The organism is Arthrobacter sp. NPDC058127 (assembly GCF_042884555.1).
GTDB lineage: Bacteria > Actinomycetota > Actinomycetes > Actinomycetales > Micrococcaceae > Arthrobacter.
Window position 1 is genome coordinate 58,820 of the sequence record NZ_JBHVTT010000007.1, and the last position, 21,845, is coordinate 80,664.

19 protein-coding genes and 1 pseudogene are annotated in these 21,845 nt (G+C 62.5%); 10 read left to right on the forward strand and 10 right to left on the reverse strand.

The genetic code is table 11. The features are described 5' to 3' along the window. Nucleotides 1-32: 32 nt before the first annotated feature. From ACFVTG_RS11915 to ACFVTG_RS11925, 3 genes are read left to right on the forward strand one after another with little or no spacing between them, the layout of a single operon-like run. Complete coding sequence (locus tag ACFVTG_RS11915) at nt 33-1,229, forward strand: methylhydantoinase (RefSeq protein ID WP_390280624.1); 1,197 nt, start codon at nt 33-35, stop codon at nt 1,227-1,229. Beyond that, the gene (locus ACFVTG_RS11920) at nt 1,226-2,308 is read left to right on the forward strand and encodes a DUF917 domain-containing protein (RefSeq protein WP_390280626.1); all 1,083 of its coding nucleotides are present in this window, start codon (nt 1,226-1,228) and stop codon (nt 2,306-2,308) included. The genes ACFVTG_RS11915 and ACFVTG_RS11920 overlap by 4 nt, the downstream gene beginning before the upstream one ends. Then, nucleotides 2,301-3,803 carry a helix-turn-helix domain-containing protein gene (locus tag ACFVTG_RS11925; RefSeq protein WP_284755826.1) on the forward strand — a complete coding sequence of 501 codons (1,503 nt, stop codon included), beginning with the start codon at nt 2,301-2,303 and terminating at the stop codon, nt 3,801-3,803. Before ACFVTG_RS11920 ends, ACFVTG_RS11925 begins: the two co-directional genes overlap by 8 nt. 85 nt (nt 3,804-3,888) lie before the next feature. Here ACFVTG_RS11925 and ACFVTG_RS11930 read toward each other — a convergent pair whose 3' ends face one another. Genes ACFVTG_RS11930 through ACFVTG_RS11940 form a run of 3 tightly spaced genes read right to left on the reverse strand, consistent with a single transcriptional unit; the run spans nt 3,889 to nt 7,057 of the window. Further along, entirely contained in the window at nt 3,889-4,887 is a 999-nt protein-coding gene (locus ACFVTG_RS11930; protein ID WP_390280628.1) for a zinc-dependent alcohol dehydrogenase family protein, read from the reverse strand. Continuing rightward, entirely contained in the window at nt 4,884-5,708 is an 825-nt protein-coding gene (locus ACFVTG_RS11935; RefSeq protein ID WP_390280630.1) for an aspartate/glutamate racemase family protein, read from the reverse strand. Before ACFVTG_RS11935 ends, ACFVTG_RS11930 begins: the two co-directional genes overlap by 4 nt. Further along, entirely contained in the window at nt 5,705-7,057 is a 1,353-nt protein-coding gene (locus ACFVTG_RS11940) for an MFS transporter (RefSeq protein WP_284755829.1), read from the reverse strand. The genes ACFVTG_RS11935 and ACFVTG_RS11940 overlap by 4 nt, the downstream gene beginning before the upstream one ends. Nucleotides 7,058-7,541: 484 nt before the next feature. Here ACFVTG_RS11940 and ACFVTG_RS11945 point away from each other — a divergent pair, with 484 nt between their 5' ends. The 4 genes from ACFVTG_RS11945 (at nt 7,542) to ACFVTG_RS11960 (ending at nt 13,094) form a co-directional block, all read left to right on the forward strand. After that, on the forward strand, nt 7,542-9,593 hold the full coding sequence (locus tag ACFVTG_RS11945; protein WP_390280633.1) for a hydantoinase/oxoprolinase family protein: 2,052 nt from the start codon (nt 7,542-7,544) through the stop codon (nt 9,591-9,593). A gap of 10 nt (nt 9,594-9,603) precedes the next feature. After that, entirely contained in the window at nt 9,604-11,277 is a 1,674-nt protein-coding gene (locus ACFVTG_RS11950; RefSeq protein ID WP_390280636.1) for a hydantoinase B/oxoprolinase family protein, read from the forward strand. A 44-nt stretch (nt 11,278-11,321) separates the two neighbouring features. Beyond that, nucleotides 11,322-11,777, forward strand: coding sequence for a GAF domain-containing protein (locus tag ACFVTG_RS11955; protein ID WP_390280638.1), 456 nt, complete (start codon nt 11,322-11,324; stop codon nt 11,775-11,777). A 63-nt stretch (nt 11,778-11,840) separates the two neighbouring features. Then, nucleotides 11,841-13,094, forward strand: a complete 1,254-nt coding sequence (locus ACFVTG_RS11960; protein WP_390280640.1) for an amidohydrolase family protein — start codon at nt 11,841-11,843, stop codon at nt 13,092-13,094. A 144-nt stretch (nt 13,095-13,238) separates the two neighbouring features. Here ACFVTG_RS11960 and ACFVTG_RS11965 read toward each other — a convergent pair. After that, nucleotides 13,239-13,697, reverse strand: a pseudogene (locus ACFVTG_RS11965) (carbohydrate kinase family protein); the annotation flags it as partial. On the opposite strand from ACFVTG_RS11965, the gene ACFVTG_RS11970 reads away from it, so the two are divergent. From ACFVTG_RS11970 to ACFVTG_RS11980, 3 genes are all read left to right on the forward strand, one after another. Then, on the forward strand, nt 13,693-14,655 hold the full coding sequence (locus ACFVTG_RS11970; RefSeq protein WP_390280642.1) for a LacI family DNA-binding transcriptional regulator: 963 nt from the start codon (nt 13,693-13,695) through the stop codon (nt 14,653-14,655). The pseudogene ACFVTG_RS11965 and the gene ACFVTG_RS11970 overlap by 5 nt on opposite strands. A gap of 46 nt (nt 14,656-14,701) precedes the next feature. Then, nucleotides 14,702-14,836, forward strand: a complete 135-nt coding sequence (locus tag ACFVTG_RS11975) for a putative quinol monooxygenase (protein WP_390280644.1) — start codon at nt 14,702-14,704, stop codon at nt 14,834-14,836. A 291-nt stretch (nt 14,837-15,127) separates the two neighbouring features. Then, nucleotides 15,128-15,394 (forward strand): hypothetical protein, encoded by a 267-nt coding sequence (locus ACFVTG_RS11980; RefSeq protein ID WP_390280646.1) that lies wholly within the window; start codon nt 15,128-15,130, stop codon nt 15,392-15,394. Nucleotides 15,395-15,459: 65 nt separating this feature from the next. Here the strand turns inward: ACFVTG_RS11980 and ACFVTG_RS11985 are convergent, their stop codons facing one another. From ACFVTG_RS11985 to ACFVTG_RS12010, 6 genes are all read right to left on the reverse strand, one after another. Then, the gene (locus tag ACFVTG_RS11985; RefSeq protein ID WP_390280648.1) at nt 15,460-16,152 is read right to left on the reverse strand and encodes a GntR family transcriptional regulator; all 693 of its coding nucleotides are present in this window, start codon (nt 16,150-16,152) and stop codon (nt 15,460-15,462) included. 39 nt (nt 16,153-16,191) lie between these two features. Then, entirely contained in the window at nt 16,192-17,646 is a 1,455-nt protein-coding gene (locus tag ACFVTG_RS11990; protein WP_390280649.1) for an NAD-dependent succinate-semialdehyde dehydrogenase, read from the reverse strand. A 26-nt stretch (nt 17,647-17,672) separates the two neighbouring features. Then, nucleotides 17,673-18,926: an aspartate aminotransferase family protein gene (locus ACFVTG_RS11995; RefSeq protein ID WP_390280651.1), complete on the reverse strand. Its 1,254-nt coding sequence runs from the start codon at nt 18,924-18,926 to the stop codon at nt 17,673-17,675. 79 nt (nt 18,927-19,005) lie between these two features. After that, nucleotides 19,006-20,139 (reverse strand): FAD-dependent oxidoreductase, encoded by a 1,134-nt coding sequence (locus ACFVTG_RS12000; protein WP_390280653.1) that lies wholly within the window; start codon nt 20,137-20,139, stop codon nt 19,006-19,008. Nucleotides 20,140-20,142: 3 nt separating this feature from the next. Further along, a complete protein-coding gene (locus ACFVTG_RS12005; protein WP_390280655.1) occupies nt 20,143-20,910 on the reverse strand; it encodes an amino acid ABC transporter ATP-binding protein in 768 nt (255 codons plus the stop codon). After that, complete coding sequence (locus ACFVTG_RS12010; protein ID WP_390280657.1) at nt 20,907-21,839, reverse strand: amino acid ABC transporter permease; 933 nt, start codon at nt 21,837-21,839, stop codon at nt 20,907-20,909. The genes ACFVTG_RS12005 and ACFVTG_RS12010 overlap by 4 nt, the downstream gene beginning before the upstream one ends. Nucleotides 21,840-21,845: the final 6 nt, after the last annotated feature.

Consider the following 21,845-nt stretch of genomic DNA (forward strand, 5'->3'; position numbering starts at 1 on the left):
CGGGCAGTTTGTCGGAAGCCTTGGAATTGTCCATGTCAGGGCTCCGTCGGGAGTTCGGGCCAGGCATCACGGAGATCACTGCCGACGTCGGACGGGTCTTGGTGGAGCGGAAACTGGCCGACGTTGTCGCCATCCGCATTTCGCCCCGTCCGCCCGCGGACGCCTTCCACATGACCGTGCCGCCACCCCTTGTTGAGCCTGCAGTGACCCGGACCGTGCATGTCCGCGGGGGTCACGACCTGCGGGGACGGCCTCTGGCCCGGTTGGACCTGGAGGCGTTCCTGGCCGATCTCCCCGGCATCCTTGCCGGTGACGCACGGAACGTGGCGATCACTTCCGTCGGTTCGACCGCGTCAAGGAACCATGAAACGCGTATAGCCGATGCCATCCTAAGCAACGATAGAGATATGCGGATCAGTATTTCCAGTGATTTCTATTCCAGTGTTTTCCGGGACCGCGACTACACGGCCATCCTAAACAGCGCCCTGATGGAGACGGGGGAAGAGCTGGCTGCAATGCTTACGGAGGTAGGCCGGCGGCAGTTCCCGGCCACCCACTTGTCGTTTGCAAAGAACGACGGCGGCCGCGCGCCTCTATCACGGTTGGCGTTGGCTCCTGTGCACGGGTTGCACGCCGAGCCCGCGATGGCAATCCTTGGCGCGGCCACACTGGCGGGAATCCCCAACGGGGAAGTCATTCTCTGCATGGAGGCTGGGGCCACCGTGGGCCACACCCGCGGAGGGCTGCCTGTCTCCAGAAGCCTCATTCGCCAAGGATTCGACGCAAGCCTCGCCAGCAACGCCGCCATTCTCGAGCCGTACACCGTCCACCACCCGGTTCGCCCCGACATCCCGTCCGTGATTGCCGACCTCCGCGAGCGGCCGGAGAGTGCGCTGCCCTTCGGGCTGGTGCCCACTCTGCCAGCGGTGCAGGACGCCGCACTGGTAGGGTCTGCAGCGGCGCCGCTGACGGCGTGGATCGACAGACTCGAGACCGTCAGCGGCCGGGTTGACCTGGAACGCGTACAGAACCTCGCCGAAGAGGACGCCCACTCAGCGGCGGTCCAGTTAGGCGCCAGCCCCGGGCAAACCCGCATCCTTGAATCGAACGTCTACGCCATGCCCTACGGTAATCCCGGAATCGTTAGAATCCGGGTCCAAGCGGCAGGAGAAACGTCCGCCGACGAGGAACACGTGCTGCCCGCTGCCGTGCGGGGAACCAACCCATGAGCACCATACTCACTACCGAGGACATCCGTAACCTCCGCACCGGGGCCCACTTCCTGACCTGCACCATCGACCCGACGGCCATCTACATCTACGCCGAGATGATTCAACGAGCGATGGAGAACCGGTCGTTGGAGCTCATCACCGTCGATGAGCTTGCTCCCGACGATCTGGTGGTGGCGGTCGGAATGGTAACGCAAGGCCTTTTCATCGCCGACATGCCTCCCGTGGGCGATGAGTTCCTTGGCTGCATTCGTGCCATCGAGGCGAGTCTCGGCCGGTCGGTGCGGGCGATCTATTCGCTCGCCGCCGCCAACATCAACGGAATCGTCCCCCTTATGGTTGGGCTGCAGTCCTCGCTGCCTGTCATCGATTCCGACCCCATGGGCCGTGTTTTCCCCTTGATCAGCCAGACAACTCTGAACATTGGAAACGTGGCAATCGGCCCTATCGCGCTCATGGGGGTAACCGGGGAACGGGCGGTTGTTGAGGTCGAAAGCCCGCAGCGGGCCGAAACGCTGGTGCGTGCACTGGTGACCGAACTCGGCGGCTGGGCAGCCACAGCCATGTATCCGTGTTCCGCGCAACAGCTGAAGGAGCATGGCGTCCATGGCTCCATCAGCCGGATGATCCGGATCGGGCAAATCCTCGACGCGAGCACATCGGTTGAGAGAAAGCTGTTGTTGCTCGCCGATCTCCTCGGCGCGACGCGCATCGCCCGGGCCCGCGTGAGCCACATCGAAAGCCTCTCCCGGCCCACCGACCTCGGCCTGCCGGCGCAGCCGTCCAGCGTAACGCTCGAAGACGAAACCACCGGACGCATCGTCCGTCTTGAAATCCAGAATGAGATCCTGCTGGTCCTCGTGGATGGTGCGGTGACAGCAGCCGTCCCGGACATGGTGACGCTACTCAATTCCGAGCACGGCACGGTGGTCAACATCGACGACGTCCAGGTGGGCGACGTCATCGACATAATGAAGATCACGGCAGCGGCGCAGTGGTACACGGAGGCGGGGTTGGATCTCACCGAGCCAAAGGCCTTCGGCATTCCGATCGTGCACCCAAGGCGGAGACATGCGTAGATCGAAAAATGAAACCCGCCTCGATGTCGCCGGGCTATTGGCGCACGGTTCCCTCCGTGGCACCACTCCGCTATATCTCACTCCATCCAGCGGGCTGATAGAAAGTGTTGTTCTCGTCTCCCAGCTTGAAGCAATCCGGCAGGTGCGGCCCAATACCGTGGTGGTCCTCACCTCAGAGATGGGATCAGGGGGTTGGCTTGTGTCAGCGGCGCTGCGACACGCCTGGGAGCGGCGGGCCAGCGCCGTCGTCGTGGCCGGCAGCGCCTATGCAAGCGCGGCGGTCGGACTGGCAGAGCGGTTGGGCATCACGCTGCTGGCCACTGACGGGGAACCTGCAGCGCTCGCCTTGGCGCTGGCGGCCGAGATCGGAGCGGCCCTGTCAGTGGTCGATGCGGAACTGGCCAGGGTTGCCCGGACAGTCGCAAAGGACACCACACTCGGTGATGTCCTCAAGACCATTTCCAGGGAACTGGACGGATCCGGAGTTTCGCTGGAACACGACGGCGTTGTTCTGGCCTCCGCCGGAATGCCTCCACGGGAGACTGACGAAGTCATCACCGTGGAAGTCGGCGAGGCCAATAGTGCCGTCCGCTTCACCCTCACGGCCCGCGTGCCCACTTCCGGCGTCCACAACCTGCGGCTGGTCCGCTCAATCCTTGAAGTAGCCACCCCCTCTGTGAAGGCTGCCTGGCTGTTGGAGGACCTACTCAGCACTGCCCGGGCCGTTCCCACAGCGGCTATCGCCGGGTTGGATCAGGACCCTGCCGCGTCAGGCGCGGAGTTCGAGGAAAAGCACCGACATCTGCTGAAGCAGTTGGGCTGGCGCGAAGGGGAGCCGTACGTGGCCGTGTGGTTCCGCAGCGGGCAGGTGCAAGACCATCGGCCTGAGCTGACGGCCGTGTTGCGCCTGCTCTGGCGCAAGGTCACAGTACGCAGCCCCTTGGCGGAGGTTCAAGGCGGTTGGCTGACGCTCGTACCGGCCGGGGAGGAGGACGCCTCCACCCAGCTCGAAACCCGGATCAGGACACGTCTGGGGCCGGCTCTTGCCGAGCTTGGCCTGGTGGCGGGACTGTCCCGATGGCAGGAGGATGTCCCAGCGCTGGCGTTGATCGTGCGTGAGGCGCGGCTGTCCGCTGAATCCGCCCGGTCAACGGGACCCGGCACGGTTCTAGGCTTCGCCAGCCTCGGGGTGGTCGCGGCCACGACCTTCGTCGACATGGCCGCCGTCGCGCTCGTGGCAGAACTATCACTGCCGCGGCTGATGACCTCCCCTGACCGCGACGTAATCATTACCGCAGTGGCCGTCTTCCTCGATCACCGCGGCTCAGTCAGCCTCGCTGCGAAAACCCTCAACCTGCACCGGAACACCCTGCAGGCCCGGCTTAACCGGGCGAGGGAACTCGGTGTCCCGCTTGATATTCCCTCTGAGCTGCTGTCCGTCCACCTCATCGCCAAAGTGCTGCAGCGCGCGTCTTCATCCGTCAGCAGTACGTGACGGCGCGGTCCCTGCCTGAGCTCGACCCCGGTCCGTGCCCGCGGACTGTTCCACGGACACGGACACGGAGCCAGGCGCGTCCGGGCTAACTTATTTCGACGACAATCTTCCCTGACTGTTCGTTCGACTCCATGTAGCGGTAGGCATCAAGCACTTGGTCGAAAGCAAAGACCCGGTCGACTCTGGGCCGCAGGGCCCCGGAGCTAATCCGCTCGAGGATGAAGTCGACACCTCGCCGCCGCTCATCGGCCCGTCCGACGTGGTTGAACATTGAGTACGGGTGGAAAACCGATTGAGTCCTGCACATTGCGGCCATAGGGATGACGGGCTGCAAATCGCTCAGCGTTCCGTAGCCGAAGATGACGGCGTTGGGTGCGAGGTGATCGACGTAGGTGCCGAGGGACTCTCCTCCGACAGGATCGAAAGCGACCCGCACGCCTTTGCCATCGGTGGTGCGGTCGATGACTTCGCCCAGGTCGTCGACTCCTACGAGGGCCACTTCGTTTGCGCCGGCCTCGAGGAGGAGCGATCGCTTCTTCTCCGACCGTGTCGTCGCGACCACCTTCGCCCCAAGTGCGCGTGCGATCTCGATGGCCCCAAACCCGGCTGAACTGGCGGCGGCCGTCACGAGCACTGTGTCTTCGGATCCGAGGTTGGCTACTTCTGCGAAAGCGAAGTAAGAAGTGAGATATTGCATCCACACAGAGCAGGCCTGGGCGTCCGAAAGTTCCGGTGGAGCAAGGGTTAGGTAGTCTGCCGGGAGGACGGCTGTTGTTGCCTGCACGCCGTCGGTTGTGGTGAAGAATGGAATGCTCGTAACGCGGTCGCCGATGCTGAAGGCGGTGACGTTCGCGCCGATCTCGGTGACGGTGCCAACTGCCTCGGAACCAATGCGCGAGGGGAACACCGGGATGGTGTAGTGCTCTCCGTGGATGAACATTAGATCTGCCCGGTTGAGTGCGAATGCTGCGACGTTGATCCGGACATCGTTTTCGGCGACTGGACGTGGAGAAGCAGCTTCGACGGCCAGCACATCGGGGCCGCCTAATTTGCGGAAGACAACCGCGGATTCCGGCCTGTTCACGAGGACACCGTGGTCATTGACACCATGTGCTTTGGCTCGAGGGCCGGGAAGAACCGCTGGCGTTCTTGGGCCGTGGGCCCGTCGTAGCCCAGGCGCTTGCTGTGCGTCCAACCGAACCGACGAACCGAGTCGACGAGCTGCTCGGCGTGCTTGAGCGGGGCCACAGTCGCGTCGATCACGGGTACGCCGATTTCCTCTTGAACCGTTCGGAAGAATCCGAATTCGGCCGTGCAGCCGAGGATGACGACGTCGGCGCCGTCCTGCTCCACGGCCTTGCGGGCTTCGGTCATGATCCGCTGTTCCGTGAGTGCCGGGTCCTCCTGGAAGTCATCGACGCCCATCTCGAGCACGCGCCATGAGGCAAGACGGTCTGACGCGCCGCAACGATGGACGTTCTCGGCCATCTCCGGAATCCACTTTTTCCGTCCGACGAGGATGGAGAATCGCTCGCCCAGACTTCCGGCGATGCTCAGCGCCGAGTGCGCCGGGCCCACAACCACCATGCGATCGGTGATTTCGCGTGCCGCCCGCAGCGCGGGGTCGTAAAAACAGCCGATGACGGCGGCGTCATAGCCTTCTTCTTCCGCCCACCGCACCGTTCGCAACAGCGATGGAAGCATGAGTGCCTCGAAAGCGTTGTACTCGACGTGTGAGGGGCCCTCTCCGTCAAGGGAAACGACATCAACTTCGGTGCCGGGACGGACTATCTGGCGGAAGGAATCCGCCATCGCTCGGTTGTACGCATCGGTGTAGAGCGGGTTGATCCACAGGATTCGGGCGTTCTCCGAGAGATCGTGGAGATTGTCGGTGGGGGTGATCATTCCAATTCACTTCCTTCGGTTTCGGGCAAGAACAGGCCAAGGATGACTGTGACAAACAAGAACATGTTGATGAACAGAATTGTCGAGGTGGCTCCGGTGGCGGAGGCTAGGAGGAACCCGACAAGACTCGGTGCGACCGTATTCGCGACGCGCTGACCGAAAATCCCGAACCCGTAGCCTGAGCCACGAAGGGCTGAGGGATAGAGCTCGCCCATCCACGTGTCCCAGACACCCCAGGCTCCCAGAGCGAAGAAGGCCAGGGAGAACATGCCGAGATACATTTCGGTCTCGGTTGAGGCTGTCGCGAAGAAGAAGCCGCCGCCAGCCGCGGCGAGGACGTAGATCGTGAATATCCATTTGCGGCCAAAGCGTCCCGTCAGGTAGGAGGCCGTCATGTATCCGGGGATCATGAGGACCGCGCTCAGGGCAATGAAGGCAAAGCTTGATGAGGCGCTCAGTCCCCGCCCTTCAAGCAATGTTGGCATCCACGATTGAAGTCCCCAGTAGCCCCAAGAGAAGGTGAAGTTGATGAGGACTTGAATGACCGTGACCCGGCCCATCCTCCCCTTGAAAAGGCCCCAGATGGACTGCTTCTTGCCCTCCGAGACGGTGAAAATGGTGCCACGGGAGATGCCGCGGGCTCCCAGATGGTCGAGGACATCGTGCGCCTCTTCGTTCCGCCCCCGCCTCGCGAGCCAGTACGGGGATTCCGGAACGATCTTGTACAGAACGATGCCCCAGAGGCTGGCAAGTGCGCTAACAGCAATGACCCAGCGCCAGCCGTGCCCTCCGATCAGAGCAGCGGTGCCGAGGGCGGCCAGGATACCAATCGGCCACCCTGCGGCCAGATAGACCGTTGCCTTTCCGCGGGCCTTGACCGGGAGCAGTTCTTCAAAATAGGGGAAAGTCACAGTGAAGACGCCGGAGAACAACAGCCCGGAGAGGAAACGAGCCACCGAGAGGGTCTCAAAGTTCGGTGCGAAGCAACTCAGGAGCGTGAAGACGCCATAACCGGCGAAGCTCCATGCACACGTGGCCTTCCTACCGATCCGGTCAGAGATGGGCCCCCAAACTAGTGACCCGGGGATCATGCCCAGGAAGAGCGCCGAGATGGCGATTCCTACCTGCGTCGTGCCGACCTGCAGGCTGGTAGCCAGATCACCAGCAACGTAGGTGAGCATGAGCATTTCCCAGGCTTCGATTGCGAAAGCGAAGAATAGAACGGCGCAGATTTTAAAGTGGATGGACCCGAAAGGCATGTCGCGGAACGCGTGCCCGACGGCCATGGAGCGAGGCGGGCTCGCCGTCCCGGGCGCTTGCCCTGAAATGAGTGGGTCGATGCTGGACATGTCTTGACCTCCGATATTTTGGACAGGATAAGAAGTACACGCAGTGTTTCTGGGCACGGAGAACAGTCCGGATATTAGGGAATTCACCTCGGAGCAGCTCACCAAAGCCTCCACTCGGGGTAGCTCTTCCTGGCCTCCCGCCGAGTGATTGCACTCACACTACAAGCGGGGAGTGCTCAGAAAGTGTTCACTTTGCACTTTTTTGATTCGAGCGTTTGGGCGTAAAGCACTGCCCCTCTAAACGCGCACCCTCTGGGGCGCCGGTCACCGTTCGTTCCAGCACTTGCGCCTGCCCCGGCCGGAATGGCTCGTGCCGCTTCAGGCCACCGGCCTCGTCAGCTCTGGTGCCCGCACAACCCTGTTATGCACTCTGCCCGTCCAGCCGTAGCCCAATCATGCAGTATGCCCACCATCTTGCTCGGCCCCGTATGTACCGTGATGTCCCACACACAAAGTTCCATCCCAAGACCATGAGGAGATATACGTGCCGAACTACAGGGTGTCGATGGATATCGGCGGAACCTTTACCGACATTGTGGCGTACGATCAGGACGCCGGAACCTACGCGGCTACGAAAGCGTCCACCACGCCGGGGAACCTGAGTGCCGGAGTCATCGCAGGCCTCGAATCGATAGTTAATGATCTATCGGACATCGATTTCCTGGTCCACGGCACCACCCAGGGCCTGAATGCGTTCCTGGAACGTCGGGGGGTTCCCGTGCTACTGCTGGCAACGGCCGGCATCGAAGATACCTATCACATCGCCCGCGGCCCGCGTCTTGAGCTCTACAATGCTCAATACCGCAAGCCTGCCCCGCTGGTCGATCGCAAGGACGTCATCGGCGTCGGTGGCAGGCTGGACAGTCAAGGCCAGGAACTCCGGCCTTTGGACGAACTGGCAGTCCGCCAAGCAGCGCGCCGGGCGGTGGAGGAGGGCTACGGCGCCGTCGCCGTTGCGTTCTTGTTCAGCTACAAGAACCCCTCGCACGAGCTCCGGGCCCGCGAAATCTTGATCGAGGAACTCGGCGAAGAGTTCACGGTCTCCCTCTCGCACGAAGCAGCGAAGGAATGGCGCGAATACGAGCGCACGTCCTCCGCCGTCGTCGAGGCCTACACGGGTCCGGTCGTACGCAACTACCTCTTGGACTTGGAAGAGAAACTCGCTGACCGGGGAGTGGAAGCCCCGCTGCACATTATGCAGTCCTCCGGCGGCGTTCTTACCGCAGAGTCCGCCCGTAAGCGCCCGCTGCAGACACTGCTTTCCGGCCCCGTCGGCGGTGCCATGGGCGATGTCGAACTGGCAGGTGTCTCGGGAAACCGCAACCTCATCGGTGTGGACATGGGCGGCACATCCTTTGACGTTTCCTTGGTGGTCGACGGCAAGCCGGATGTCTCCACGGAAGCCCACCTTGAAGGTCTGCCGATGCTCATGAGCGTCGTGAACATCCACACCGTCGGCGCTGGCGGCGGCTCCGTCGCTTGGCTCGAAGCCGGCGGCCTCCGGGTGGGACCGCGTTCCGCAGGAGCCAACCCTGGACCGGCCTGCTACGGCCGCGGCGGGACGGAACCCACCGTTACCGACGCCAACCTGGTGCTCGGCCGAGTCGACCCCGACTGGTTCGCCGGCGGACAGGTGGCCTTGAACCGCGAGGCCGCGATCACAGCCCTGAAGACAGTCGGTGACCAGCTCGGCCTTGACCCCATCGCCATGGCCGAAGGCATCTGCGACGTCGCCAACTCGCAGATGGCCCAGGCCATCCGGACCATCACCATCTCCCGCGGCATCGAACCCCGCGACTTCGCCCTCGTGGCCTTCGGCGGAGCCGGACCCATGCACGCCGTCTTCCTCGCGAAGGAACTTGGCATCCCGGAAACGGTCGTTCCCCGCTTCCCCGGCGCTTTCTCGGCCTGGGGCATGCTGCAGACCAACATCCGCAAGGACTTTTCCGAACCGTACTTCTACCTGGACGAAGACATCGATGTGGCAGATATGGCCGGCATCCTGCGCTCGATGGAAGTAGAAGGCCTGTCGTCGCTGGTCTCGGAAGGGGTCCCGGAGGAAAGCCGCGCCACGACGGCGTCCGTGGACGTCCGCTATCAATCGCAGGAGTTCTCCCTGAACGTTCCCCTGACGTCCGCTGACGAACCCGAATCTCCGGACTTCGTCGCGAACCTCGCTGTCCGCTTCTCCGCGATGTACCACGAGCGCTACGGCCACTCCAACCTCGGCGCCCCGATCGAAATCGTCACGCTGCGCACGCAGGCCGTCGGCGACCTGGGACGGCTGGAAGCTCCCAGTTACGTAACCGCACGGGGCCCGGAGTTCAAGCACGAAATACGCCGGGTGGTCTTTGACCACGTCGAGCAGGACACCATCGTGGTCCGCCGGGACGACCTCGGTGCCGGGCACACATTCGAAGGACCAGCCATCATCGTGGAGCAGACCGCCACCACCGTGGTTCCCCCCGGGTTCAGTGTCAAGGTCGACGAGTTCGGCTCACTGGTTATCCGCTCTGAAGACGTCGAAGGAAACTGAGGTACCAAAAATGACAATTGCAGCAGTCAAAACCCTGGATCCCGTCACCGTGGAAATCATCCGCAACGCGCTCACCAGCGCCGCGGATGACATGAACGCCACACTGATCCGTTCCGCTTACTCACCCATCCTCTACGAGGGCGGGGACTGCGTTGTGGCCCTGCTGGACACCGAACACCGCGTGCTCGGGCAGTCCGCCGGCCTGCCGCTCTTCCTCGGCAACCTCGAAACCTGTTCCATCGCTGTGGAGGAGATGTACGGCCGCGCGGTCTGGCAGGAAGGGGACATTTGGATCCTCAACGACTCATACCTGGGCGGCACCCACCTGAATGATGTGACCCTTTTTGCTCCGATCTTCGACGAAGGCGCGGTGGTCGGATTCGCCGCCACCCGTGCGCACTGGATGGACATGGGGTCCAAAGATGTGGGCGGCTCGATGGACTCGACAGATATCTTCCAGGAAGGCTTCAGAATGGGGCCGGTCAAGCTGGTCGAAGCCGGAGTCGAGACTTCGGTTGTGGACCTGATCCGGACCAACGTGCGCTTCCCCTACCAGACCATTGGTGACATGCATGCGATGATCGCAGCCCTCCGGATGGGGACCACCCGGATGAAGGAGCTCGTGGGCAGGTACGGGATGGAGCAGCTGGATGCCGCCCGGGATGAGATCTTCCGCCAAACGGAGGAAATTGAGCGTGCGACCGTCAGCAACATCCCGGACGGGGTCTACGAAGCCGAGGGCTTCCTGGACAACGACGGCATCAATTTGGACACTCCCATTCCGATCAAGCTGCGGATCACTGTAGCCGGCGACACCGTTGACTTCGACGTCACCGGATCGGCGGACCAGACCCTGGGTCCGGTCAACTGTGGTGCTGCCCAGGCCGTCTCGGCACTGCGCGTTGGCTACAAACTCCTTGTCAGCCCTGAGTCCAACTCCAACGGCGGTTCCTTCCGGCCAATGACCACTCAGGTGCGGTCCGGCTCAGTGCTCGGGGCCGTAACGCCGGCCCCGTGCCAGTGGTACTTCTCCCACCTTGGGCTGCTGATCGACCTCGTCTCTAAAGCGATGGCTCCTGCCATGCCGGAACGCGTCGCCAGCGCCAGCCACGGTGACTCAATGATCATCACCGCCGCCGGTTTCGACACCCGCTTCGGCCGGAACTTCGTCACCATGGAAGCAACCCTGGGCGGCTGGGGTGCCTGGCAGGGCACGGATGGTGAATCAGCCATGATCAATAACGTCAACGGCTCTCTCAAGGACCTGCCCATCGAGATGCTGGAAACCCGCTACCCATTCCGGATCAACGAGTACTCCATCCGCCCCAACTCCGGAGGTCCCGGGCAGTACCGCGGCGGCAACGGCGTGGTGCGCGAGTACGAATTCCTGGCCGACTGCGTGGTCGGGCTCTGGTTCGAACGGTCGAAGACCCCCGCCTGGGGGCTCTTCGGCGGATCAGACGCCCAGGGCCCGGAGGTTGTGATTAACCCCGGCCGCACTGATGAGGTCCGCACGCTGAAGGCGAACGCCCGCAAGGTCAAGGCCGGCGATGTCATCCGCCTCGCCGTGGGAGGGGGCGGCGGCTTCGGAGACGTCTCCAAGCGCTCCCGCGAGGACATCACCTATGACATCGTCAACGGTTTTATCACCGAGGACTTCGCCAAGGCGCACTACGGCTACTAAGCACCGCCAGCTGATGGGTTCCCATCTAGAAAGGAAAGGACCTTATGAGTTCCCAGTTTGAATCCTTTGACGACGTGTACGCTCACGCCCAGGAGGCAGTCGGTGTCACGCTCTTTACCGCCTCCGTGATTGCTGAGAATGGCGCCAGCATGGCCCGCGTCTACACCACGCATCCCGATGTCTATCCGGTGGGCGGGAAGAAGACTCTCGCCGGGGACACGAACCAAGTGTGGCTGAAGCAGGTGCTCAATGGACAGCAGCCGTTCTTGGGGGCGGATAAGGAAGCGGTCCGCGCATTCTTCTTTGATTCGGCAACCATCGAGTCATTGGGCTGCGGGGCCATCGTCAACGTTCCGGTCGTGAGCAACGGCCAGACTATCGGATCCATGAACTTCCTCGGCCCTGAGGGCAGCTACGACCAGAGTTCGGTGGACGCAGCCGTGGACGTTGCACGGCGGTCAGTCCATCTGCTCGAAGAATCCCTTACCGCCGCCAGCTAGTTCCTTCACGGGCGGGCACCAATTGGGGGCCCGCCCGTGCTGGACAACAGGAAGGAACCGTACGTGACCACTCCGGAACGCCTGACAATACGGAACGCCCTAATCTTCGACGGTGAATCACCTGAGCTGATTGAGGGCTCAATCAGCATCCGGGATGGCCGGATCATCGCCGTAGGGCGGGAGGTGGAAGAGACCGGTGCCGTCCTTGACGCCGGCGGCCGAACCGTGATTCCAGGACTTATCGATGCGCATTTTCATGCTTACGCGCTCAGCCTGACGTCCGCCAGAAACGAGACGGGGCCGCTGAGCTATTCTGCACTGGTCGGAGCAAGGCGCCTCGCGGCTACACTGCTCCGCGGGTTCACTTCGGTTCGTGACGTAGCCGGTGGTGACGTTGGCCTTGCCAGCGCCATCGAGGAGGGTCTGTACCCTGGTCCGCGCTACTTCTTCACAGGCCCGGCGCTAAGCCAGACAGGCGGACACGGCGATATCCGTCCCGCGAACGACGGAGGATGCTTCCATGGCGGGCACATGTGCGAAGTGGTGGACGGCGCCGAAGACCTGCTGCGGGCGGTGCGTCACCGCTTTCGCACAGGCGCCTCCGCTATCAAGCTCATGACCTCCGGAGGCGTCGTTTCACCGGTCGATCCGATTCGGGTTCCGCAGTACAGCGCGGCGGAAATCCGAGTCGTAACCGAGGAGGCTTCCCGCCGGGGCAGCTACGCCACGGCTCACGCATATTCGCCCGAGGCCATTCGCCATTCAGTACTCAACGGGGTTCGCTGCATCGAACACGGCAACCTGCTGGATGCCGAAACCGCCCAGCTAATGGCCAACAATGACGTCTATCTGGTCCCCACCTTGGTGACCTACGAAGCCATGGAACGGCGCGGCAAGGAAGTCGGCCTCACCGAAGTGGGAGCGGCCAAGAACCGGGAAGTGCTAGAGGCAGGGAGGAACGCCGTGGCACTGGCCCGAGATGCGGGGGTCCGGATTGGGTTCGGAACAGACCTCATGGGTGAACTAGAGGATGAGCAACTGGCCGGACTTCGCCTGCAGTGTGAAGTGCTTGGCGTGTACGGCGCCCTCCGGTCGGCAACGTCAACCAACGCCGCCCTGCTTCGGCGCGGTGACCTTGGACGCATCGCCGTAGGGTTCTGCGCAGACTTGGTGGTGCTAGACGGGAATCCCTTCTGTGAGCCCTCGATCCTCTGGGACGAAAGCAAGACGCGTACCGTCATCAAGGACGGGCAGATCATCTCCACCGGTGCCCTTCGGGGCGCGGCGGGTTTAACCTTAAACGTTCCGGTTGCCTGAGAAAGCCGGAAGACGGACTTGTGCGCGCCCGGGCGCCGTCCCGGTCATGCTGGACGTACCCCAAACGGGTCCTGGCTGCTTTGGATACGGCGCCAAACATATCGACACAGCAGCCTGCCCAGGATCTCCGGGAGGAGAAGGTGCTCAGGCAGGTTGGGCGGCGGCCTTGAATGGATCACCGAACCGCGGTTGGGTGAGCTCTGCGTCGAGCTCCGCCCAGGTTGGCGGGTTGGCGCCGGGACGGCTCACGGTGATGGCTGCTGCCATGGAGGCGCTGCGGCCTATCGTTTCGAGCACGGACGGGGTGAGGCCTTCGCCGGTGCGGTTCAGGAGCCCGTGGATCAGTGCGGACATGTAGGAGTCTCCGGCGCCGATGGTATCGGCTACCTGTGTTGCCACCGCGGGGATGGTCAGTTGCGTTGCGGCGGTGGAGAGCAGGGAGCCGGAAGAACCAGTGGTGATGACGGCCAGTTCGGCGCCCAGGGCGAGGACCCGGGCTGCGATGTCCTCCAGCGGTGTTCCGGGGTACAGCCAGTGGGCGTCGTCGTCGCTGAGTTTGACGACGTCGGTCAACGGCACTAGTTCTTCGAAGATTGTCTTGGCTGTATCCCGGGTCGTCAATGAAGAGCCCGGCGTCTCGGAAGCCAAAACGGTGCGGGTGCTCCGGGCCGTGGAACAGCTGAACTACCAGTTGGACATGGCCGCGGGCAGTCTCCGCCGCACCGGGCGCCGGACCCTGTCCATCGGCTTGCTTCTGCCCAGCGTGGCCAACCCGTTCAGCGGGGAAATCCACCGCGCCATTGAAGATGCCCTGGCGGCGCGCGGCATTGCCATGTTTGCCGCGAGCCTGGACGACGATGCCGAGCGGGAGAAAGCCCTCGTCGCCGCGTTTCTCAGGCGCCGGGTCGACGGGCTTATCCTCACACCCATTGCCAAGAGCCAGGCCCACGTCATCCCGGAACACTCCCAGGACTTGCCGGTCGTTTTCATCGACCGCGAACCCAACGGGATCGACGCCGACGCCGTCGTGAGCGACAACGCCACCGGCGGAGCGCGGGCGGCCGCCCACCTGCTCAGCCACGGCCACACCAGGCTGGCATACCTTGGAGACCGGACCGACATCCAGACCGCACGGGAACGCCGCCGGGGGTTCCTGGAGGAACTCGCCCGCTCCGGCATCGCCGTGTCCGACGTTCCCGCCATTGAGAACCTTCACGACGAAGAGGCAGCACGTCGCGCGACAGACGAACTGCTCGCCTCCCGGAATCCCCCTACCGCGATATTCTCCAGCCAGAACCTGGTCACCTTCGGCGCCATGAGGGCACTGAAGGAAGCGGGCGCGAGCCACAAAGTGGCCCTGGTCGGTTTCGACGACTTCGCCCTCGCGGACATGATGGAACCGGGCATCACGGTCATCGCGCAGCACCCTGAACGCATTGGCAAACTCGCCGCCGAAAGGATCCTGGCCAGGATCGACGGCGACCAAAGCCAGCCCAGCACCTGGGTTGTCCCCTCGGAGCTGATCGTGCGCGGCTCGGGCGAACTCCCACCATCTGACTGACCCAACCAACCACTCCAACAATTTCGCCTGAAAGAAGGAACCCACCATGACCAAAACGCTGTATGCAGAATTCACTGTCAAGCCCGGCCGCGAAGCCAGCGTCGCGGAAATGATGCGCGAGCTCACCGAACACGTCCGCGCCGAGCCGGGAAACGTGGTCTTCTGGCCCTACACCAGGTAATCCCGGCCCAACGAGTACTTCGTCTTCGAGGTCTACCGCGACCAGGCCGCCTTCGAGGAGCACATCGGCGCCGACTACGGACGGAAGTTCAACGAAGAACTCGCAGGCCCCATCGAGGGCGACGGCTCGGAACTGACCTGGCTCCGGGCGATCCAATAGCCGCCGGCACGATCCTGGGAGCCTGCGTCCTGCACATTCACCGCTCCCCGCGGACGTGCACGCTTTGCCGGAGAAAGGACCGGTGGGTAGATGAAATGAAACCTACCCCTGAGGGAAATCAAGCTGCCCAGGATGACGGTGAACGCACTGCTGAGGTCAGGCGTGCAGACGGTGGGGCAGCTGATCGCCCTCTCAGCCAAGAACCTGAGGGAAGACGTCGCCGGCATCGGTGCCGGCAGCATCCTGGCCATCGAAGGCGCGCTGGCCGATGAAGGCCTGCGACTGGCCCCGGACAACGGAAGCGACCGGTACATCCGTCCCTCAGACCGTCACGTCCGCAACCACAAGGCCTGGCTGCAACCCGTCGTCGAGCTGCCCGTGCCCGCCCGGAACGAATAGGCAGCCTGGCAGAAAAACTACGGGCCCAGTTCGCTTGAACCGGGCCCGTAGTTTGTGTGCAAAATTTACGCGGTAACGCCACTTGGCTGCCGCGTCGATGTGAGGTCCTCGACGGCCTTCTGCATGTGTCGCTTTATGGCTTGTTGAAGTCCGCTCTGGTCGCGCGCCTCAAGAAGATCCAGGATGTCTTGGTGTTCCTGTACCAGCACATCTATGCGGGGATATGAGACTTCCAGGCTGAGGATACACATGCGGGATTCCGCGGCAAGTGTCTCGTAAATCCGGATCAGTCGAGTGTTCCCGGTGCCTGAAACGAAAGCGGTGTGGAATTGCATGTCGAGCCTGGCGATCGCCTGCCAGTCCGACGCCGCCACCTGCTTTGCCATGTTCTTGATGATGCCCTTGAGCTCTCGGCAGGTATCCGTGATCTGGTCGGGAGCAGAGTCGAGGAGAGTGTTGGCGGCGGCCAGTTCCACTGCCTCGCGCACGGCGTAGATCTCTTTGATGTCTACGGTTGAAAGCTCCAGCACGAAAACGCCGCGGTTACGCTTGCTGACTAGGATGCCTTCCTGGCATAACCGTTGCAGAGCTTCCCTGAGTGGCCCCCTTGACGTGTTGAGCTGGCTAGCCAGGGCAGATTCGTTCACCTGCTGACCGGGCCTGAAAGCCCCTTGGACGATGAGCTCACGGAGTTGGTCAGCGATCAGCTGCGCCGTGGGCCGGCCCTCCAATACGAACATTCCCTCCGGTGCCGCCATTGACATCCCCTCATTTCATACTTCGCCAAATTGAATCTATTAGACCGCTATCGCGGTGTACTTGTATTCCAGGAATTCTTCGATGCCGATCTTTCCGCCTTCACGTCCCAGGCCCGACTGTTTGACGCCCCCGAAAGGAGCGGCGGGATTGGACACGATGCCGGTGTTGACACCGACCATTCCGACCTCCAGTTCCGCTGAGAACCGCATGGCCTTGTCCACGCTTTCGGTGAACACGTAGCCCACCAAGCCCCATGCGGTGTCATTGGCCATACGGAGTACTTCGTCCTCACTGTCGAAGGGAGTGATGGCTGCTACCGGTCCGAATATCTCCGTGGTCATCAGCTCGGATTCCAGCGCCACATCCGTCAGGACAGTGGGGGAGTAGAAGTAGCCGGGACCTTCCGGGCGGCTTCCGCCAGTCAGCACCCGTGCACCCTTGGAAACAGCGTCGGCAACAAGAGACTCCACTTTGTCCAACCCTGCCTGTTCGATGAGCGGACCCACTTCTGTGCCTGCCAAAGCGCCGTTGCCCACCTGCAATTCTGACATCTTTTTGGAGAACTTCTCGCCAAACTCCTCTGCAACGGAGCGATGGACGAAGAAGCGGTTTGCGGCCGTGCAGGCTTCGCCCATGTTCCGCATCTTTGCTTTCATGGCTCCATCCACTGCCTTCTCGACGTCGGCATCGGCGAGCACGATGAACGGTGCGTTCCCGCCGAGCTCCATGGAAGAGCGCATGACGTTGTCAGCGGCTTGCCGCAAGAGGATTTTGCCCACCTCGGTGGAGCCGGTGAAGCTGATCTTGCGGGCGATGCCGCTGTCCGTCCAGGTCCGCACCACGCCGGAAGCGCTCGACGTCGTCACGACGTTCAGAACGCCGTCGGGAAGTCCGGCTTCCTGGAAGATGGCAACCAAAGCCAAAGAGGTCAGCGGCGTCAGCTCGGCCGGCTTGAACACCATGGTGCACCCTGCGGCGACTGCGGGGGCGATCTTGCGCGCTCCCATGGCGAGCGGGAAGTTCCAGGGCGTGACCAATACCGACGGTCCGACTGGTTCCTTGGTGATGAGGATGCGCGTATTTCCGTCCACGGAGGTGGTGCTGTCGCCGCCGATCCTTACGGCCTCTTCCGAGAACCAGCGAAGGAACTCGGCGCCATAGGCTACTTCTCCCCTTGCTTCGGCCAGGGGCTTTCCCATTTCGGCGGTCATGATCGCCGCGAGCCGGTCGGTGTTGGCAATGACCAGATCGAAGGCACGCCGCAGGATGTCGGCCCGCCGACGCGGCGTGGATTTGCTCCACTCCGCCTGCGCGCGACCTGCGGCCTCGATGGCCAGGGCGGCGTCTTCAGCACTGCCATCTGCGACGTGGGCAATGACTTCGTTCGTGGCCGGGTTCTCTACCGGGAAGGTGGCTCCGTCAGCAGCGCTTTGCCATTTTCCGTCAATAAACAAGTCTGTTTGGAGAGTGGTGGGATCAAATGGGGGGTTCATGTTCGCTCTTTCAGTGATCAGGGGAACTAGGAAGTGGCCGACTTGAGCGCCTGCGTGAACTTGGACAGGCCTGCCTGGATTTCATCGCTGCTGACGTTCAGCGCGGGGATGAGACGAATGACGTTGCCATGCGGGCCGCAGGTGAGCAGCAGGAGCTCTTCCTTGATGGCAGCCTGCTGGACCGCGAGTGCGGTTGCCGCATCTGGAGTGTTGCCTTCGGAGGTGAATTCGACGCCCTGCATGAGGCCGCGTCCGCGCACGTTGCCGATTCCCGGGAATTCTGCCTGGAGCGCGTCCAGCCCTGCCCTCAGTTCGTCGCCGCGCAGCAAGGCATTTTCCACCAGGTTCTCCCTCTGAATGACACCCAAGGTGGCGACACCGGCTGCTGCTGCGACCGCGTTTCCACCATAGGTACCACCTTGGGAACCAGGCCAGGCCTTGCCCATCAAATCCGCCGACGCGGCAATAGCCGAAATCGGGAAGCCGCTTGCGAGGCCCTTTGCGGTGATGACCACGTCGGGCCGTATCCCGGCCCAGTCGTGCCCCCAGAACTTCCCCGTCCGGCCGACGCCGGCCTGGACTTCATCGAGGATGAGTACGATGCCGTGCCGGTCTGCCCGTTCCCGAAGTCCTTGGAGGAAGGCAACAGGCGTGGGGATGTATCCGCCGTCGCCGAGGACGGGTTCGATGATGAAGCCTGCCGTATCGGCCGGGGTGCTGACGGTCAGAAGGAGGTGGTCCAGTTCCTTCAAGGCAAACTCGACAGCCGTGGCTTCATCCCATCCGTACCGGTACCAATGCGGGAAGGGAGCTACGTGCACGCCGCCCATCAGGGGGGAGAATCCTGAGCGGAACTTGGTTCCGGCGGTGGTCAAGGACGCCGCAGCCACCGTCCGCCCGTGAAAGCCTCCCTGGAAGGAGATGATGTTGGGGCGGCCGGTTGCCATGCGGGCCAAGCGGATGGATGCTTCCACGGCTTCTGATCCGGAAGTCGCGTAGAAGACACTGTCCAATCCTTCGGGCAGGACGCTGCCAAGGAGTTCCGTCAATTCCAGAAGGGGCTTGTGCATCACAGTCGTGTACTGGGCGTGGACAATCTTGCCCACCTGATCGCGGGCTGCGGCCACCACGTCAGGGTGGCAATGGCCAGTGCTGGTGACACCAATCCCGGTGGTGAAATCGAGGTACTTCTTGCCGTCGGTCGCGTGGATCCAGCTCCCGAGTGCGTAGTCGACGACTACGGGAGTTGCCTGCTTGAGGATGGGGCTAAGTGCTGCCATGACTTCATACTTTCTTAGTAACTGTAGATTGTCAACAATACGCGATTATGGGTTCACCCAGGGAACCCATAAGAAGTCGCTAAATCTTTTCGAACCTGTGGGGCCGAACGAAGTCCAGCCCGTCGAACCAGCGCTTACCGAGGGCTTCGCTGGCTGCGATCTCGCCGTAGCCGGAAGCCATTTTGAATCCGGCGCCTGAGAATCCAGTTGCGGCGTAGATCCTGCTGGAATTGTCGAGGAAGCCCAGCAAAGGCTGGGAGTCCGTGGTGTAGAGGTCCGGGAACGCGTCCGAGCGAACGATGCTGGGGAAAAGGCCGGGGAAGAACTCACGTACCGTCTCGGTGGTTTCGGCGATCTCCGCTGCGGTGAGGTCCCTTGGCACTGAGTCAGCCGCTGGGGTTGGCGCCCCGCGACCATCCAAGGTGGCCTTTACCGTCGCTCCGTCAACGCTCGGTGCACCGTACATGGAGCGGTCTCCGGAAATCCTGATGAAGACGGGGAATCTCTCCGGGGAGAATTCCGCCGCGTCTCTGGCCACGAACCAGGACAGGAATATCCGCCGCGTCTCGGTTGCCGCTTTCAGATAGTCGGGCATGAGCTTTTGGGACCAGCCGCCGGACGCGACGATCACGTTTTCGAAGGTCCACGACTCGTCGCCCGAGGTGACGACCACGCCGTCGTCAGTTTCCTGGATGCTGTCGATCGGCGTGTCGGTGACCACTGTTGCCCCGTTTGCCTGTGCGGCGGCAACTGCCGCCGTCACTGCGCGGTCAGTGCGCAGGGCGCCGGCATGCGGATCGAACACGGCGCAGTCATCAGGCCGAAGGTTGTGCTGCGGATACCGTTCCGCCATGGCGTCGCGGCTCAAGATCTCGTGCTCAGCCCCGTTGACCCGGGTCGTGTCGAGCAGGGCGGCGATATAGGGGCCGTCAACCGTCCCGATCGATAGCCCGCCGCAGCGCGTCAGGATGTCCTGGCCCGATTCCGCCTCGAGTTCGGCCCAGAGGCCGCGGGAACGCTGCAGGATGGGGTAATAGTCGGGTCGTCCTCGATATAGCATGCGGAAGAGACGGGTGTCGCCCCCAACGGCGCTACGGGCATGACCCGGCGCCTGCGCCTCGAATCCGACGACGGAACCGGTCAAACGGGAGGCCTGCCACAAGGCCATGCTTCCGATGCTGCCCAGGCCGATCACGGCCAGTTTTCCGTCCATCGTTCAGAGCACCTGCTTCAGGAAGGCCTGGGTGCGGGGTTCTTTGGGGTTGGCAAGGACCTCCCGGGCGTCGCCGCGTTCGACGACGAAGCCCTCGTCCATGAAGATCAGCGAGTCCGCGACTTCGCGGGCGAACCCCATTTCATGGGTGACGACCACCATGGTCATGCCCTTTTTGGCGAGGTCCTGCATGACCGTGAGGACTTCGCCGACTTTTTCGGGGTCCAAGGCGCTGGTGGGTTCGTCGAAGAGCATGATCTCCGGATCCATCGCCAGGGACCGTGCGATGGCGACGCGCTGCTGCTGTCCGCCGGAAAGCTGGGCCGGGTAGTGGTCGCCGAAATCGCCCAGGCCGACGCTGGCCAGCAGCTCGTTGGCCCGTTTGGCCGCCTGCTTCTTGTCACCGTGTTTGACCAGCACGGGGCCGGCCATGACGTTCTCCCTTGCCGTCATGTTGGGGAAGAGATTGAACTGCTGGAAAACCATGCCCACCCTGGTGCGCTGCTCGGCGAGTTTCTTCGGACTGAGTGCGTGGTAGGCGGTGTCTGTCTCGAAGTAGCCAAAGTCCTCACCGTTGACCTTCAGGACCCCGGAGTCGACGGTCTCGAGTCCGTTGATGCAGCGCAGGAGCGTTGATTTGCCGGAGCCCGACGGGCCGATGATGCAACAGACCTCACCGCAGGCGATGTCCAGGTCGATGTTCTGCAGGACTGTTTTGTAGCCGAACGATTTTCGGATCCTGCGGGCGTGTATGGTGCCGTCGTTACTCATCGGGCAACACCTTCCGGTTCTGTCAGCACAACCTTCTTCGCGTTCCGGGGAAGCCTGGAAGATGTACGGGAGTATTTTTTCTCGAGCAGGGATTGCGGGTAGCTCAGAAGGAGGGTCATGACGAGGTACCACAGGCTGGCAACGATCAGCAGCGGGATGGTCTCGTACGTGCGGGCGTAGATGAGTTGGGCGCTTTGCAAAAGCTCTGCGACGCCGAGCACGCTGACAAGTGAGGTTTCCTTGAACATGCCGATGAATTGGTTGCCGGTGGCAGGGATGATCGATGGCATGGCTTGGGGAATGATGACCTTGCGCATTTTCGTTGCGCCGCTCATTCCCAATGAGTCGGCAGCTTCAATCTGGCCCTTGCCGACGGCGGAGAAGCCGCCGCGAATGATTTCTGCCATGTACGCGGCTTGATTGAGGCTCAAGCCAATCAGGGCTGCCGTGATCGGTGCCATTAAGGCGTTGATGTCGACCGCCGTGCTGATGTTAGTGAACGGAATGCCGACGGTCAGGTTCGGATAGAGGGCGGCGATGTTGAACCAGAAGATCAGCTGGACCAGGACCGGCGTACCCCGGAAAAGCGTGATGTAGACGCCTGCCGTAGCCGCGATCGGCTTGATCCGGGAGGATCTCATGATCGCCAGCGCCAGGCCCAGAAGGGTGCCCAGGAGCATGCTGGCGACGGTGAGGAAGATCGTGAGCATTAGCCCACTGATGATTGTTTGATAAGTGAAGTACTTGGCGACCACGTCCCACTTGAAGTTGGGGTTGGTCGACACGGAAACGAGGATGCCCAGGCCAATCAGGCTGCACACCACCCAGGCCACGTATTCGAAGACGCTCCGCCGCCGCAGCCTTGGCTTGAGCGCCGGGTCGGTCCCATCTATCTTGTTCCCGCTTCCGCGACTGATGATTTGCACCATGGGAGC

What these genes read in the sequence shown, in the direction of transcription:
- ACFVTG_RS11975 (WP_390280644.1), top strand. Translation starts at nt 14,702, where the DNA reads ATGACCAAAACGCTGTATGCAGAATTCACTGTCAAGCCCGGCCGCGAA.
- ACFVTG_RS11985 (WP_390280648.1), bottom strand. Translation starts at nt 16,152, where the DNA reads ATGGCGGCACCGGAGGGAATGTTCGTATTGGAGGGCCGGCCCACGGCG.
- ACFVTG_RS11920 (WP_390280626.1), top strand. Translation starts at nt 1,226, where the DNA reads ATGAGCACCATACTCACTACCGAGGACATCCGTAACCTCCGCACCGGG.
- ACFVTG_RS11950 (WP_390280636.1), top strand. Translation starts at nt 9,604, where the DNA reads ATGACAATTGCAGCAGTCAAAACCCTGGATCCCGTCACCGTGGAAATC.
- ACFVTG_RS11995 (WP_390280651.1), bottom strand. Translation starts at nt 18,926, where the DNA reads ATGGCAGCACTTAGCCCCATCCTCAAGCAGGCAACTCCCGTAGTCGTC.
- ACFVTG_RS11955 (WP_390280638.1), top strand. Translation starts at nt 11,322, where the DNA reads ATGAGTTCCCAGTTTGAATCCTTTGACGACGTGTACGCTCACGCCCAG.
- ACFVTG_RS11915 (WP_390280624.1), top strand. Translation starts at nt 33, where the DNA reads ATGTCAGGGCTCCGTCGGGAGTTCGGGCCAGGCATCACGGAGATCACT.
- ACFVTG_RS11990 (WP_390280649.1), bottom strand. Translation starts at nt 17,646, where the DNA reads ATGAACCCCCCATTTGATCCCACCACTCTCCAAACAGACTTGTTTATT.
- ACFVTG_RS12000 (WP_390280653.1), bottom strand. Translation starts at nt 20,139, where the DNA reads ATGGACGGAAAACTGGCCGTGATCGGCCTGGGCAGCATCGGAAGCATG.
- ACFVTG_RS11980 (WP_390280646.1), top strand. Translation starts at nt 15,128, where the DNA reads ATGACGGTGAACGCACTGCTGAGGTCAGGCGTGCAGACGGTGGGGCAG.
- ACFVTG_RS12005 (WP_390280655.1), bottom strand. Translation starts at nt 20,910, where the DNA reads ATGAGTAACGACGGCACCATACACGCCCGCAGGATCCGAAAATCGTTC.
- ACFVTG_RS12010 (WP_390280657.1), bottom strand. Translation starts at nt 21,839, where the DNA reads ATGGTGCAAATCATCAGTCGCGGAAGCGGGAACAAGATAGATGGGACC.
- ACFVTG_RS11935 (WP_390280630.1), bottom strand. Translation starts at nt 5,708, where the DNA reads ATGATCACCCCCACCGACAATCTCCACGATCTCTCGGAGAACGCCCGA.
- ACFVTG_RS11940 (WP_284755829.1), bottom strand. Translation starts at nt 7,057, where the DNA reads ATGTCCAGCATCGACCCACTCATTTCAGGGCAAGCGCCCGGGACGGCG.
- ACFVTG_RS11925 (WP_284755826.1), top strand. Translation starts at nt 2,301, where the DNA reads ATGCGTAGATCGAAAAATGAAACCCGCCTCGATGTCGCCGGGCTATTG.